At 56.5% G+C, this 14290-nt stretch carries 12 protein-coding genes; 4 read left to right on the top strand and 8 right to left on the bottom strand.

The genetic code is table 11. From position 1 onward, the window contains the following. Positions 1–15 precede the first annotated feature (15 nt). The 5 genes from NR201_RS07975 to NR201_RS07955 all read right to left on the bottom strand — a co-directional run bounded on the left by NR201_RS07975 (position 16) and on the right by NR201_RS07955 (position 5981). Positions 16–1035, bottom strand: coding sequence for an isopenicillin N synthase family oxygenase (locus tag NR201_RS07975; RefSeq protein WP_010670745.1), 1020 nt, complete (start codon positions 1033–1035; stop codon positions 16–18). A 131-nt stretch (positions 1036–1166) separates the two neighbouring features. Continuing rightward, positions 1167–3482: a molybdopterin-dependent oxidoreductase gene (locus NR201_RS07970; RefSeq protein WP_256849615.1), complete on the bottom strand. Its 2316-nt coding sequence runs from the start codon at positions 3480–3482 to the stop codon at positions 1167–1169. A gap of 3 nt (positions 3483–3485) precedes the next feature. Continuing rightward, entirely contained in the window at positions 3486–4154 is a 669-nt protein-coding gene (locus NR201_RS07965) for a methionine ABC transporter permease (protein WP_010670743.1), read from the bottom strand. Beyond that, positions 4138–5172 carry a methionine ABC transporter ATP-binding protein gene (locus tag NR201_RS07960; RefSeq protein ID WP_010670742.1) on the bottom strand — a complete coding sequence of 345 codons (1035 nt, stop codon included), beginning with the start codon at positions 5170–5172 and terminating at the stop codon, positions 4138–4140. The genes NR201_RS07965 and NR201_RS07960 overlap by 17 nt, the downstream gene beginning before the upstream one ends. Beyond that, positions 5169–5981, bottom strand: coding sequence for a MetQ/NlpA family ABC transporter substrate-binding protein (locus NR201_RS07955; RefSeq protein ID WP_033768553.1), 813 nt, complete (start codon positions 5979–5981; stop codon positions 5169–5171). The genes NR201_RS07960 and NR201_RS07955 overlap by 4 nt, the downstream gene beginning before the upstream one ends. A gap of 219 nt (positions 5982–6200) precedes the next feature. On the opposite strand from NR201_RS07955, the gene NR201_RS07950 reads away from it, so the two are divergent. Continuing rightward, on the top strand, positions 6201–7379 hold the full coding sequence (locus NR201_RS07950) for an aminotransferase class I/II-fold pyridoxal phosphate-dependent enzyme (protein ID WP_010247402.1): 1179 nt from the start codon (positions 6201–6203) through the stop codon (positions 7377–7379). 309 nt (positions 7380–7688) lie between these two features. Further along, positions 7689–9155, top strand: a complete 1467-nt coding sequence (gene proP, locus NR201_RS07945) for a glycine betaine/L-proline transporter ProP (RefSeq protein ID WP_010670739.1) — start codon at positions 7689–7691, stop codon at positions 9153–9155. A gap of 53 nt (positions 9156–9208) precedes the next feature. Here proP and NR201_RS07940 read toward each other — a convergent pair whose 3' ends face one another. After that, positions 9209–9796: an ABATE domain-containing protein gene (locus NR201_RS07940; RefSeq protein WP_010247406.1), complete on the bottom strand. Its 588-nt coding sequence runs from the start codon at positions 9794–9796 to the stop codon at positions 9209–9211. A 176-nt stretch (positions 9797–9972) separates the two neighbouring features. Between NR201_RS07940 and NR201_RS07935 the strand changes: the two genes are divergently transcribed. Beyond that, on the top strand, positions 9973–10839 hold the full coding sequence (locus tag NR201_RS07935) for an alpha/beta fold hydrolase (protein ID WP_010247407.1): 867 nt from the start codon (positions 9973–9975) through the stop codon (positions 10837–10839). A gap of 52 nt (positions 10840–10891) precedes the next feature. Here the strand turns inward: NR201_RS07935 and NR201_RS07930 are convergent, their stop codons facing one another. After that, a complete protein-coding gene (locus NR201_RS07930; protein ID WP_062759169.1) occupies positions 10892–11440 on the bottom strand; it encodes a YbhB/YbcL family Raf kinase inhibitor-like protein in 549 nt (182 codons plus the stop codon). Positions 11441–11697: 257 nt separating this feature from the next. On the opposite strand from NR201_RS07930, the gene NR201_RS07925 reads away from it, so the two are divergent. Continuing rightward, positions 11698–12576: a LysR family transcriptional regulator gene (locus tag NR201_RS07925; protein WP_256849614.1), complete on the top strand. Its 879-nt coding sequence runs from the start codon at positions 11698–11700 to the stop codon at positions 12574–12576. Between the two features lie 5 nt (positions 12577–12581). On the opposite strand, the gene NR201_RS07920 is transcribed toward NR201_RS07925, so the two are convergent. Next, the gene (locus NR201_RS07920; protein ID WP_256849613.1) at positions 12582–14219 is read right to left on the bottom strand and encodes a dihydroxyacetone kinase subunit DhaK; all 1638 of its coding nucleotides are present in this window, start codon (positions 14217–14219) and stop codon (positions 12582–12584) included. Positions 14220–14290: the final 71 nt, after the last annotated feature.

Genomic DNA, 14290 nt, shown 5'->3' with positions numbered 1-14290 from the left:
TATCTCTTATCGTTATCAGTGGGTGTTGTGTTCGGGGTAGAAACGCTGGGCAACTTCCGGATGCGAACGCAGCCGGCCTTTAAGGTAGTTCCAGCCCACTTCGCGCAGCAGCGGATTAAGCGGATCGCTGCTCGGTCCCTGTGCCAGTTCAGCCAGCTGAGGAGGCAGTTGATAGATCGGCACCACGGCGTCGAGTTGCGCGCCAAGGAAAAAGGCGATGGATAAGCGCTCGCTGCTCTGCGGTGGCGACACCACACGGTGCACCGTTGCGCGAAGATAACCGTTGGTTGCCAGCTCCAGCAGCTCGCCAATGTTCACCACAAACGCGCCCGGCAGTGGTGAGGCATCGATCCAGTTGTCCGGCGTCACTTCCACCTGTAAGCCCGGCTGATCGTCCTGCAGTAACATCGTCAGGAAGCCTGAATCTTTGTGCGCGCCAACACCCTGGCGTGATTCGCCCTCCGTGCGGCCCGGATAACGGATCAGTTTGATATGTTCGTTGGGATAGTCGCCATAGAGGTTATCGAAGGCGTTGCGCGGCAGATTCAGTGCCCCGGCAAAGGCGCGCAGCAGCTCCAGCGCCACCGCTGTCATCTGCTGCTGCCAGCGGGTGACCACCGTTTGCAGTTCAGGTAAAGCTTCAGGCCACTGATTCGGCCCCTGCATCCGTTGCCAGGTGGGTGAATCGGCGGTAACGGGCAGCGCTTCCCGTTCCGCACCAATATCAAACTGCTCGCGATAGTCAGGCTGGCTGCGGGTTATTTCAACCCCCGCCAGGTTATAGCCGCGAAAATGCGGCGAGTTCGCCATCGCCACTGCGGATTTATCCGCCTGTGGCAGGGCAAAAAATTTCCGCGCGACGTGCTGAACCTCATCTAATAATTCACGGTCGATGCCGTGATTGATTAAATAGAAGAAACCGACATCACGCGCGGCCTGGCTTAATTTTTCCAGGACCTGTTGCTGCTGCTGTTGATTACCTGACAATAATGCGAAATCAATTACCGGCAATTCTGCTGTGGTTAACGCGCTCATGATTGACACTCTGTTGGCATGGAATCGCTTTACACTGCCATTTCATTTATGCGTTAACTACCAACTAATCCTGCTATGTATATGCGACGGATGGGAATATCCCACCACGCCGCGGGCTTTAAACCCGCAGATTACTCTGCGCTCCACGCCACGAATGCCGGCGGTAACCATGCCGTAATCTCAGGCAAAGGCTGTTGATAAAGCGCAATCTCGACAAAACAGGTCTGCGCACTGCACCCCTGGCCGAGTCGTGAACTGCCGCTATCCTGGGTCAGCACATTGGGATTGCCGTGTTTATCCAGCGGCTGGCCCTCCTGCTGATCGAGCGGGTCATACCAGGCGCCGGTCGACATCTGTACGACACCCGGCAGGATATCCTGCGTCAGATGCACACCCGCCAGCAGCGCGCCGCGTCCGTTAAAGACTTTTACGATGCTGTTCTCCTCAATGCCGCGCGCAGCAGCATCTTCAGGATGCATCCAGAGTGGCTCACGCCCGGCAATTTTGGTGGCCCGGCTGACCCGTCCATGATCGTACTGACTATGCAACCGGGTCCGTGGCTGGCTGGAGAGCAGATGCAACGGCCACTGCTGCTTTTCCTGCTGTTGCGCCTGGTATTCCGGCGCATACCAGCAGGCAAATCCGGGCGCTTCGTCATACCCGAAATCGGCCACCTGCTGAGAAAAAAGCTCGATTTTCCCCGACGGCGTGCTAAGCGGGGCTGACTCCGGGTTATCACGAAACGCTTTTAGCAGGATCTGCGGCGCTTCTGGCGCGGGATACTCCACCACGCCCTGTGACCAGAACGCCTCAAATGGCGGCAGTTCGATGCCCTGCGCTGCCGCGCGTGGCCGGGAATCTTCGTAGAGTGACTGAAGCCACTGGCGCTCATCACGCCCCTGCGTAAAGGCGTCAGCAAAACCGAGCCGCTGCGACAGAGCGGCAAAAATTGCGTAATCCGATTTTGCAGCTGCAAACGGCGGCAGATGCTGCGGCATGGCGATGATAAAACCGTCGTTGCTGGCGCTGCCAATATCTTCACGCTCCAGCGACGTGGTCGCAGGCAGCACGATGTCGGCAAATTTTGCCTGCGCCGTCCAGAACTGCTCATGCACAATTACGGTGTCCGGCCGCTGCCAGGCGCGTATCAGCTTGTTGATATCCTGATGATGATGAAAGACATTGCCGCCCGCCCAGTAGACCAGCCGGATGTCGGGATAGACCCGCTGTTGCCCATCAAACTCATAGTGCCCTCCGGGATTGAGCAACATGTCGGCGATGCGTGCCACCGGAATCGTCTCCTGAACCGGATTATGACCGGCGGGCAGACGAGGCCCGGAAAACTGTCGCCGGGCGGCACCGGCCAGATTGGTTGAGGCGTAACCAAAGCCCAGCCCGCCGCCGGGCGTGCCTATCTGACCCAGCAGAGCGCTAGTCGCAACGGTGGCCCAGAAAGCCTGCTCGCCCTGCCGCGCCCGCTGCACTGACCACGCAATATTCACCATCGTTTTATGCGCCGCCATCTGCCGTGCCAACGCACGGATTTCCGCGGCCGCCAGCCCGGTCAGCGGAGCGGCCCATTCTGGCGTTTTAGCTATACCGTCGCGTTCACCCAGCAGGTAGGCGGCATAGTGGTCAAAGCCCACCGTGTAACGTTCTGTGAATGGCGCGTCATAGAGAGATTCAGTAATTAACACCTGCCCGATTGCCAGTAACAGCGCCGTATCGGAGCCGGGCTGTATCGCCAGCCACTCCGCATCCGCCACCCCAGCGAGATCGTTTCTGACCGGACTGATGTTGATAAACCGGGTGCCATTCTGCCGCAGCGTGGTTAACCAATGGGAAAGCGCATGGTCATTAGCCCCGCCGCCATTGACCTGCGCATTGCGCAGCGGCAAACCCCCGATAGCCACAAACAGTTCGCAATGCTCTGCCAGAACCGGCCAATGGGTATGGTGACGTTGTAACTCATCGAGGTTGCCGATGATGTGCGGCAGCGTGCGTTCACCGGCCGCAATGCTGTAGGTGTTGGTGCTGGCGATATAGCCGCCATAGTGGTTAAAGAAACGATGAAGCTGGCTCTGGGCATGATGGAAACGTCCGGCACTCGACCAGCCGTAAGAGCCGGCGTAGATCGCCTGATTGCCGTGCTCTGTTTTGACACGCCCCAGCTCCTCCGCCACCAGTTGCAACGCAACATCCCAACTCACTTCCACAAACGGCTCTTTGCCGCGCCCGTTGCGGGATGCGCTTCTGTTCTGGAGATAACCGAGCCTGACGGCCGGATTTTTGACCCGGGTTTCGCTTTGCACCGCGCCCGGTAACGACTGCCCGATCGCAGAGGGATTACGGTCCCACGCCACCGGCCTGACCGACGTCAGCGTGTCCCCTTCGGTGGTGACGTGATACGTGCCCCAGTGCATAACAGCTAAATCATTCTTTTTCATGGCTCACTCGCGTCGGATACGGCGCGAGAGACGCGTACCCAGGGTTTGCAGTAGCTGGACAATGACAATCAGCACCAGCGCAGTCGAAATCGTGGCAAAGGCATCAAAGCGCTGATAGCCGTAAGTAATGGCGAGGTCGCCAATGCCGCCGCCGCCCACCGTGCCCGCCATTGCCGTCGCACCCAGCAGGCCGATAGTGGCGGTGGTCAGGGCTAACACCAGCGACGAGGCGGCTTCCGGTATCATGAAATACCAGATGGTCTGCAGCGTGGTGGCACCCATCGCATTGGCTGACTCCAGAATGCCCTCATCCACCTCCAGCAGCGCATTCTCCACCAGCCGTGAAATATAGGGCGCGATAAATATCACCAGCGGCACAATGGCCCCCGCCGTACCGATGGTGGTGTTCACCAGCAGGCGCGTCAGCGGCAGAATAGTGATCAGCAGAATAATAAACGGCAGTGAACGGATGATATTCACGATCGGGTTCAGCAACTGATGTACCAGTCGATTCGGCTGTATCCCACCCGGACGGCAGATCACCAGGACAATGCCAAGCGGCAGACCCAGCAGCGAACCAAAGCCCAGCGACAACGCCACCATGATCAGCGTGTCCTGCATCGCCGTCAGGAACTGATCGCCGGTAACGGCGGTTTCAAAGAGTTCTGACATCACTGATTTTCACTCCGGTCGCGATGAGAAACTGGATGGCCGCCTCGCGTCGGGCGGGCTCGCCTTTGATCTGCACAATCATGAAACCCAGAATGGTACGCTGTACTTCCGTCATGCTGGCGAACAGGATATTCACTTCAACCTCATGTTCACGGATCAGGCGATTGATGATCGGCTGTTGTGCCGTGCTGCCGACAAACTCCAGCCGCAACACGTCGACAGCCGGATGCTGGCTTAACAGCGCAAGGGTTTGCTGTGGCAGGCGATCGTGGATAACGGACTGCACAAAGCTGGCGCTCACCGACTGTTGCGGTTCAGCAAACAGCGACAGGACATCGCCCTGTTCAACGATACGGCCCTGCTCCATCACCGCCATCCGGTTGCAGATCTTCTGGACCACCGACATCTCATGGGTGATCAGGACAATGGTGATGCCGTAACGCTGATTAATCTCCTGTAACAGCAGCAGAATCTGTACCGTGGTCTGGGGATCCAGCGCGGAGGTCGCCTCATCACACAACAGAATTGCGGGATTGGTTGCCAGCGCGCGGGCAATTCCGACGCGCTGTTTTTGACCGCCGGAGAGTTCATCCGGGTAGCTGTGAGCTTTGTCGCTGAGGTTAACAAACGCCAGCAGCTCCGCCACGCGGGTGGCGATAAAATCTTTATCCCGGCCCTGTAAAATCAGTGGGATGGCGACGTTGTGAAACACCGTTCTGGCATTGAGCAGATTGAAGTGCTGGAAGATCATGCCAATCTGCTTTTTGACCTGAATTAAGCGCTTTTTGCTGATCCCTTGTAACGCTTCACCCTGCACCTCAACCGAGCCGGTTGTGGGGGTCTCCAGGTGATTAATCAGGCGCAGCAGCGTACTTTTTCCGGCTCCACTGGTGCCGATGACGCCAAAGATGTCACCCTGGTTGATACGCAGATTAATCTCCTTCAGAGCCTGCACTTCTGCACCGTTACGCGCAAACGTTTTGCTGACATGGCGAAACGCAATGGCTACCTGACTCATTTGAAATAATCTGGCAGCAGATAGCCCGCATACTGCGCATTACCGGTGATATAGGTTTTAAATTCTGCTGAGTGGTAGCCGGCAATAATGTCACGGGCAAACTGAGCCTGCTTATTTTTACCGGCTACCGTCACCACGTTAATAAACTGGCTGGTTGCCGCTTCCAGTTTCAGTGCCGAATTGAGTTTCATGCCACTGGATACCGCGAAGTTGCCCTGAATGACTCCATAGTCAACATCGGGGAGTGCACGCACCTGCTGAGCGTTATCCATCTCTTTAAGCACGATTTTGTAGGGATTTTCCGTGATATTTTTCTGCGAAAAAGTGGCAGCATCGCTATCGGGGCTGATTTTGAGCCAGCCGATGCTCTGGAGTAACAGCGCCGCCCGGTACTCATTTGAGGGCTGATTGGGCACAGAGACCGTGCTGCCCGGCGCGGGTTGAGTCAGCGTTTTCACGCGCCCAGAGTAGAGCCCCATTGGCGGGGTCGGCACCTGCACAATCCCAACGTTATCAATGCCAAGCCGGTCATTAACCGACTTAAGATAGACGGGATGCTGCATGATATTGGCGTCAATCGTCCCGCGATGAACAGCATCATTAACCTGAATTCCATCACTGAAATCTTTATACTCCAGAGTATACCCCTGCCTGATTAATAAGGGCGCGACGCCTTTTTCAAATTGCTCTTTATAAGGCCCTGGATTAAATCCAATCCGTATTTTCTTCTGGTCGGCTGCCTGAGCGGCAGAAATAAAAAGGCTGGCGGTGGTCAGCGCCAGAATAATTCCCCGGGATGTGATCTGCATTGTTTGCCCTGATTCATTATTGTGAGAGCGATCGATTTAATCACAGCCATCGCGGAGAGGAACAGGCAAAACCCAGCCCCGACTTTGGCTTATTTATGCTAACGATAGTCACACGCTGGATATTCGAATCCCTGCAAAGAACAGCGTTATTTCTGCTAAAGATTTTAATGTCAGCTGTGTCATTCTTCCCCGCTTAACACTGTTTATTGCGGGAGAGATATGGCGGAGTTTGCAGCTTCAGAGATGGTCGCAGGGCTCGAAGAGAATCTCTTCAGCATGCTGGAAAAGCAGGCAGCACAACTGGATGATGCGCTGTTACCGCTGATCGATCTCTCTTCCGGCAGTCCGCGTCAGCCAACGCCGCCCGCGGTAATCGCTTCATTACAGGCTGCGGCAGCGAAACCGGAGAACCATGAGTATCCCTCGTTCTGGGGCAAACCCGCGCTGCGACGTGCTATCGCAGCCTTCTACCAGCGTCACTACGGCGTCACGCTCGATCCTGAAACTGAAGTGGCGCTGTTCCAGGGCGCGCACATTGGCGTCAATGGTTTTCCCCGCGCCCTGCTCAATCCGGGGCAGGTGTTGATCTCTACCGATCCCTGCTATCCGCTCTACCGCTCAGCGGCCCGTCAGGCAGGTGCCGATTTTTATGGCATTCCGCTGGAGGCGCGCAATGCTTTCCTGCCCGATTTCACCCTGGTGCCGGACGAGATCGCGGCGCGTGCCGGTCTGCTGCTGCTCAATTATCCCCATAATCCCACTGGCGCACTGGCGACAGCCGCGCTGTTCGCCGACGCGCTGGCCTTCGCCCGCCAGCATCATGTTCCGCTGATTCATGACTTCGCCTATGCCACGCTGGGCAGTGAGTCGGGCGAACAGCCGCTGAGTCTGCTGGCACAGCCCGATGGCAAAGCCTGGGGCGTGGAAATCTACACGCTGTCAAAAAGCGCACTCATGGCAGGCTGGCGGGTGGGATTTGCGGTGGGAAACGCCTCGATGATTGCAGCATTTAAAAAACTTCATACTCATAGCTACAGCACGGTGTATGGCGCGGTGCAGGATGCCGCCATCACCGCGTTGTCGCTGCCCGCTGAACAACTCAGCTTGCTGGCAGAGCATTACCATCAGCGGCGCAGAGTGATTTTAGCCAGGCTGGCAGCAATGCACTGGCCGGTTCGCGCCCGTCAGGGCACCTTTTTCCTCTGGCTGGCAGCGCCAGCTGGTTTTACCGGGGAGCAATTCGCCGCCCTGCTACTGGCCCGGTGTCATCTGCTGGTGGCACCGGGTAACGGGTTTGGCGCAGCGGGTCGTGATTATATTCGCATCAGCCTGACAACCGGGACGGAGCAATTACTGCAGGCGCTGGATCGCATCGATGAACTGAAACTGTTTAAGTAGCGCATCAGTACCGGGAAAATCAGTTCCAGATATAACCAGAGCACCAGCCGCAAGTTATTACCAAATGTTCAGACCCGTAAGCAGGCGTGAATAAGTTCACTATGCTGGGTTTGTCAGTAAATGCAGTTATTTCGGCTGAAAACTTGCAAAAACTTACAATCGTAGTCTAGAGTTTACCGGCTGCGGTTTCTGCCGCTTCACTTAAAAATTATTCGGCTTCTTATAGCTTTCATTTCCACGGTTTCTTCTGAACATTGTTTGCGGCTGCGAAAGCTATAAGACTCCTTCATTGATGCACCTGAGGAGAATATGGACACCAGAAACTCATCGTCTGAACACCCAAAGAAACATTTCTGGAACAGGAAGCCAAAAGAGCTGACTGTTGACGACATTACCGTAATCGACAACGACATGCTGAAGCGTGCAGTTGGCGCAGCTGCGTTAGGTAATGCGATGGAATGGTTCGACTTTGGCGTATACAGCTATCTCGCCGTGATCATCGGCAAAGTCTTCTTCCCGGATGCCAACAACGCGGTGCAGCTAATCGCCACCTTTGGTACGTTTGCCGCGGCCTTCCTGGTACGTCCGATTGGCGGCCTGGTATTTGGCCCGCTGGGTGACCGCATCGGACGGCAGAAAGTGCTGGCGATGACGATGATCATGATGTCGATTGGTACATTCTGTATCGGTCTGATCCCGGCTTACTCTTCGATAGGCATCATGGCACCGATTCTGCTGCTGGTGGCACGTCTGATCCAGGGCTTCTCAACCGGTGGTGAATATGGTGGCGCAGCGACCTTTATCGCGGAGTACTCTACCGATAAACGCCGGGGCTTTATGGGCAGCTTCCTGGAATTCGGCACCATCGGTGGTTACCTGCTGGGTGCCAGCCTGGTCACGGTGATGACCACCGTGATGTCGAATGAGGCGATGATGTCCTGGGGCTGGCGCGTGCCGTTCTTTATCGCCGCGCCGCTGGGCCTGTTTGGTCTCTATGTGCGACTGAAGCTGGAAGAGACTCCGGCTTTCCAGCAGCACATGGAAAAACAGGAAGCACTGGAGCAAAGCAAGCCGCGTCTGACGCTGATGCAGATGCTGAGCAAATACCGCGCACCGATGATGAAATGTATCGGTCTGGTGCTGCTGTTTAACGTCTCTAACTACATGCTGACCTCGTACATGCCGAGCTATCTGACCGGCGTGCTGGGTCTGCCAGAGTTAAGTGGCCTGCTGCTGGTGATGGTGGCGATGTTCGTGATGATGCCGCTGACGCTGCTGTGGGGTCGCTGGACTGACCGCATCGGTCGTCGTCCGGTGATTGCCTTTGGTGCGGTGGGTCTGATCCTGCTCGCCATCCCGAGCTTTATGCTGATCGGGTCCGGTAATATGTGGGCGGTATTTGGCGGCCTGATGATTCTGGGTGTACTGCACACCTGCTTCAGCGGCACTATGCCTTCGACGCTGCCTGCGCTGTTTACTACCGATATCCGTTACAGTGCGCTGGCCATCGGCTTCAACCTGTCGGTATCGCTGTTTGGGGGTACCACACCGCTGATTACCGCGTGGCTGGTGGATACCACTAAAAACAATATGATGCCAGCTTACTACATGATGGGCGCGGGCGTGATTGGCCTGCTCACCATTCTGACGGTACGTGAAACAGCCCGTCAACCGCTGACCGGTTCATCCCCTGCGGTAGCGACCAAAGCGGAAGCGCATCGCCTGATCGACAAGCTGCGCAAGCGGCACAAGCCATCAGCGACCACCGCGAAATAACTGTTCTGACACCCTGCTCTGCAGGGTGTTTTTTTATCTGACATCCGATCTGTTTACCCAGCTGATTTAACTGCCCTGAAACGCGCCACTTTCGCCCGATTGCCACACAGCGCCATGCTGCACCAGCGACGGCGATGCGCTTTGGTGCGATCGTAAAACCACAGTGTACAGGCGGGATGTTCACAGCCACGGACTCTGCTGAAATCCTCCTGCGCCAGCAACATTGCAGCCTGTTCCGCAACCTGTCCCAGCCGCTGCATCACACTCTGGCCCGCATAGACCCGCCTGATTTTTAAGGCACCCGGCTCCCCGGTCATTTGCAGATGGCTGGTCGCTTCACCCAGCCAGGCGTTCAGCGCCTGAATATCAACGCCCTCTCCCGCTTTGTGCTGCTGCACGTTATCACGAATGATCTGACGTAAGTGACGCGCTGCTTCCAACAGCGCACCCGGTTCATGCTGCGGAGCCGGGGCATCTGGTGCCAGTCCGGCCTGGTGTAGCCAGGCTTCAACATCCTGATCGGTTTGCCAGAAGTCGTGCGGCTGGCCTTCCACGATGGCCAGGGTATTGATGAAATCCAGCGCCGGATGATCAGCCAGAAACCACGGTCCCTGGGCGGTGTGTGATTGCGTTTCCGCCATGATATTGCCTCCCTTGTTAACTCTGCTGAGGCCACTGTAACCGACAAAGTACTATTTGAATAGTTACACCGCACCTTTTGTAACCATTATAAATTGATTTGACAGGTTACATTCTGGCTGCATAATGACTCTTAGTAACCCCATAAACATCATTTAACCAGTTACAGGAGTTCAGCATGCGTGATCAATCCATTTCGTATCGTTACCAGCAGGCCGATGGCGTCAATATTTTCTATCGCGAAGCGGGCGATCCTTCCCTGCCGGTACTGCTGCTGTTGCATGGCTTTCCCACCTCTTCACATCAGTTCCGCAATCTGATCCCGCTTCTGGCCGATAAATTTCATCTCATCGCACCCGATATGCCGGGCTTTGGCTTCACTGAAGTGCCTGCTGAGCGCAACTATTCCTGGACCTTCGACGCACTTGGCCAGACGCTGACCGCCTTTGTCGATGCACTGGGGCTGGAACGTTATGCGATGTATGTTTTCGACTATGGCGCACCTGCCGGTCTGCGACTGGCACTGGCTTACCCCGATCGCGTCAGCGGACTGATATCACAAAACGGTAACGCCTATCTGGAGGGATTAGGAGAGGCCTGGGCGCCGGTCCGCGCCTACTGGGACGATCCCAGCGAAGCAAATGGTCAGGTGATCCGTGACGCCATCCTGACGCTGGAAGGGGTGAAGTGGCAGTATCTGCATGGGGTGAGCGATCCGCAGCAGATCGCCCCGGAAACCTATACCCTGGATACTCTGCTGATGGAGCGCCCCGGTAACAAAGATATTCAGCAGGCCCTGTTTCTCAATTACGCCAGTAATCTGAAACGTTATCCGGAATTTCAGGCGTTCTTTCGCCAGCAGCAGGTGCCAACGCTGGTGATCTGGGGCAAGCACGATCCGTTCTTTATTCCACCGGGCGCAGTGGCCTGGCAGCGGGATAATCCACAGGCGGTGGTCGAGATGCTGGATAGCGGCCACTTCGCGCTGGAGACGCACACCCATCACATTGCGTCGCGCATCCGCGAGATGTTCAGTGGCGACTGACCCGCTGCGCGCAGAGGCAGGCTATTCAGCGCTGCCTCTGCATACGTGCAGGTCATTCATTGCTAAAGCGGCCAACGGTGCTGGCCGCGCCCAGCGCATGGCCTTTTAGCTGTGCAACCAGCTCTGCCTGGGTTAACCCCGCTTTCAACTGACCCACCGGCAAATCGGTGGCGATCAGCACAAAGTTATAGTGATGCAGCCCACTGCCTGCAGGCGGACAAGGACCATAATAGTGCAGCGTCCCTGGGGTATTTTTTCCGCCGGTGTAGTCCTTGCCCTTTGTCAGAGCCCCCTGCGCAAATGACGAGCGGCTGGCGGGAATGTTATAGGCCACCATGTGGGTAACGCCGAGCCCTTTGGCCCCGACCGGGTCGGTCATCAGAAGAGCCAGACTGCGGGTGCCCGCCGGAATCGCAGACCAGTTCAATTCGGGAGAGATATTCTCACCGGTACAGGAAGGATTACTTTTATTGGCACCGGCAAACTTTTTATCCAGTAGCGCATTATCGCTGAAGTCTTGTGATTGCAGCGTAAATACCGACGCCGCCAGCGTGGTCATTGGCAAAATGGCCAGCACCGTCGCGCAGAGTAATTTTTTCACCAGCCACTCCTTATCAGATTACTCAAGAGATTATGTTCCGTATGGATTGCGTCACAGCCTGATTACTATAACGGCTTTAACGCGATTGACCCGACTGACCGCCTGTTCAGGGGTAAGGAAACGGCAAATCTATGATCTCCGTCGCGCTGGCTGAGAGAGCTGGCGCGTTGCCCTGTGACGCATTACCCGATATAAGTTAACGCGTCTGGCTGAAGTTTCGCCTGAATCATCGTCACTGTCACCGATAAGTGGACACTATGCAGATTGAAGATCTTCGGATTTACGTTGCCGTAATGCATGCTGGCAACTTTACTGCAGCAGCTGAGCATCTGATGCTATCGAAACAGTATGTCAGCCGCCGCATGGCTGCGCTGGAGGCATCATTAGGGGTACGACTGCTGATCCGTAACACCCGTAAGCTGTCTGTAACGGATGCAGGTTTACTGTTCGCGCAACATGCTCAGCGCATTCTGGATGAGATTCAGGAAGCGCAACTGGCGGTGTCAGAGCAGCAGCAGGCGCTGCGCGGCACCTTCCGAATCAATCTGCCGATGTCCTTTGGCATGAGCCACCTCTCCCCCCTGATTGCCGAGTTTCTGAGCCACCATCCGTCATTGCAGTTTCATATTGAGCTGGCTGACCGCTATGCCGATGTGATTGGCGAAGGCGTTGATATGGCGATTCGCATCGGTACGCTGGCTGATTCCACGCTGATTGCCCGTCCGCTCGGCGAGCTGAAGCGGGTTATCTGCTGCAGCCCCCGCTATCTGGAACGGGCAGGCGTGCCGCAGCAGCCAGAAGCCTTGCAGCAACATGCCTGTCTGCGCTACGGACGTGAAGGTCAGAATGGCTGGGAACTGCAGGTCAATGGTAAACCCAAGTGGCTGGCGGTTCAGGGCCCGATGGTGAGTAACAATGGCGAGGTCCTGCGTGATGCCGCACTGGCAGGCTTAGGACTGGTATTGTTACCCGCCTTTATCGTTGAGACAGCCCTGCAACGCGGTGAGCTGGTGACCGTGCTGGACGACTATCTGCCGCCCGCACTCTCTCTGAATGCGGTTTACCCGCAGCACCGTCAGCGCAGCGAAGTAAACCGCCAGTTACTGGCCTTTCTCCAGGCGCGTTTAGCGTCGTGACAGGATTAAAGTTTTTTTAATGCCGCAAAGACCCTGGCGACAGCAACGGCACCCGGATCAGACACGCCGTTGAGGTTAGCACTGTTGAGATAAGATGATCGGCCCGCTTTTGCTTTCCCCATGCTGGCGGTTGCATCACTGCCCTGCTGTGCCGCATCAGCCGCCTCTGCCAGCGATTTACCCGCCACCAACGCCTCGATTGCCGGTTGCAGCGCATCAATCAGCGTGCGATCTCCTGGTTGTGCCCCGCCATACTGCTTCATCTTCTCCAGACCCTGTTGCAGGGCCGCGGGCAGCGCATCCCCTTTGGCCAGCTGCTGCGCAGCAGCGGTGAAAAAGATCGCCATCAGTACGCCGCTGGAGCCGCCCATCACCGTCGCCAGTCGCTCACCCGTCACCGCGAGCAGATCGGGCAAGGCATTTAACGGCAGCTGATTATCTGTACATTCGCGCTGGATCTGGCGTGCGCCAGCAGCAAAGGTCGAACCGGTATCGCCATCACCGACCTGCGCATCCAGTTTGTTCAGCTCGCTTTCGCTGGCGATCAGGGTTTCACAGATGCTGTTAACAAACGCAGCGACGGTCGGGTTATCTGAGGGTTGCGCCGGATGCGCTGTTGCCTCTTTTGTCGCGTTAACCGGCTGCAGCGGTGCGACTTTAACCGCCTGAACCCAGCCGGTGACCTCAACCGGCGCGCAAATCGCCTCCTCGAACAACGGCGTCAGCGTCATGGAGGTGACGGAAAAGCCCTTCATGTCCAGCGCGGTCATCAGCGGAGCCGGGCCAATCAGATAATCACTGCCCAGGCTTAGCGGCGACTCAATCAGGTCACGTGTGACCAGACTCATTTCCAGCGCGGACATGCCGCCAAGATTATTGATTAACAGCGCGCGTGGCTGATCGTTGTCCGGCATCACTTTCTCCAGCAGATGCTGCACAATCTGCTGACTGTTTTGCGTCTGCATGACGTCAACACCCGGTTCGCCGTGAATCCCCAGCCCCATTTCAACGCTGCCGTCTGGCACCCGCTGGCCGGTCTGTTCATCCGGCAGATGGCAGCTTGAGAGCGCAACGCCCATGGTGGCGATAGCACGACTGGCTGCCTCTGCTGCCTCGGTCACCGCCGTCAGGTCATCACCCCGCTCTGCGACGAAGCCCGCCACTTTATGCACCAGCAACGTGCCCGCGACGCCGCGTGGCTGAGGGTTATCGGGCAACGCAACATCATCACCGACAATCACCATATTGACGCTGAATCCCGCTTTGCGCGCTTTTTCTGCCGCCAGACCGAAGTTGAGGCGATCCCCGGTGTAGTTTTTCACAATCAGCAGACATCCCGCCTCACCGGTAATATTGATGATGGCGTTGTAAACCGCGTCAACGCTGGGGGAAGCAAAAACATCGCCACAGACGGCAGCCGTCAGCATCCCTTTGCCGATAAAGCCGACATGGGCCGGCTCATGGCCTGAACCACCACCGGAAATGAGCGCGACCTGCTGTTTTTGCCAGTCATTACGCATCACGATGCGAATGCGCGGATCGACCTGCAACCGGACCAGATTGCGCCACGGGCTGGCGTAAATCATGCCATCTAACGCGCTGTCGACGAGATCATCCTTTTTATTCATTACGAATCGGGTCATGTCTTCTTTCCTCATAGGCATGCGGGTTTGCTGATGACCCAGTGTTACATACCACTGACGACAGTGAGAAA

It is taken from the genome of Pantoea sp. Fr-CA_6, from assembly GCF_024520895.1.
Classification (GTDB): Bacteria; Pseudomonadota; Gammaproteobacteria; order Enterobacterales; family Enterobacteriaceae; genus Pantoea; species Pantoea agglomerans.
The sequence above is the reverse complement of the archived record's forward strand: the minus strand, read 5'-3'. Positions and strand labels throughout refer to the sequence as shown.

Bases quoted from the DNA above. Each gene is read 5' to 3' on its own strand.
- NR201_RS07975 (WP_010670745.1), bottom strand. From the start codon at position 1,035: ATGAGCGCGTTAACCACAGCAGAATTGCCGGTAATTGATTTCGCATTA.
- NR201_RS07970 (WP_256849615.1), bottom strand. From the start codon at position 3,482: ATGAAAAAGAATGATTTAGCTGTTATGCACTGGGGCACGTATCACGTC.
- NR201_RS07965 (WP_010670743.1), bottom strand. From the start codon at position 4,154: ATGTCAGAACTCTTTGAAACCGCCGTTACCGGCGATCAGTTCCTGACG.
- NR201_RS07960 (WP_010670742.1), bottom strand. From the start codon at position 5,172: ATGAGTCAGGTAGCCATTGCGTTTCGCCATGTCAGCAAAACGTTTGCG.
- NR201_RS07955 (WP_033768553.1), bottom strand. From the start codon at position 5,981: ATGCAGATCACATCCCGGGGAATTATTCTGGCGCTGACCACCGCCAGC.
- NR201_RS07950 (WP_010247402.1), top strand. From the start codon at position 6,201: ATGGCGGAGTTTGCAGCTTCAGAGATGGTCGCAGGGCTCGAAGAGAAT.
- proP (WP_010670739.1), top strand. From the start codon at position 7,689: ATGGACACCAGAAACTCATCGTCTGAACACCCAAAGAAACATTTCTGG.
- NR201_RS07940 (WP_010247406.1), bottom strand. From the start codon at position 9,796: ATGGCGGAAACGCAATCACACACCGCCCAGGGACCGTGGTTTCTGGCT.
- NR201_RS07935 (WP_010247407.1), top strand. From the start codon at position 9,973: ATGCGTGATCAATCCATTTCGTATCGTTACCAGCAGGCCGATGGCGTC.
- NR201_RS07925 (WP_256849614.1), top strand. From the start codon at position 11,698: ATGCAGATTGAAGATCTTCGGATTTACGTTGCCGTAATGCATGCTGGC.
- NR201_RS07920 (WP_256849613.1), bottom strand. From the start codon at position 14,219: ATGACCCGATTCGTAATGAATAAAAAGGATGATCTCGTCGACAGCGCG.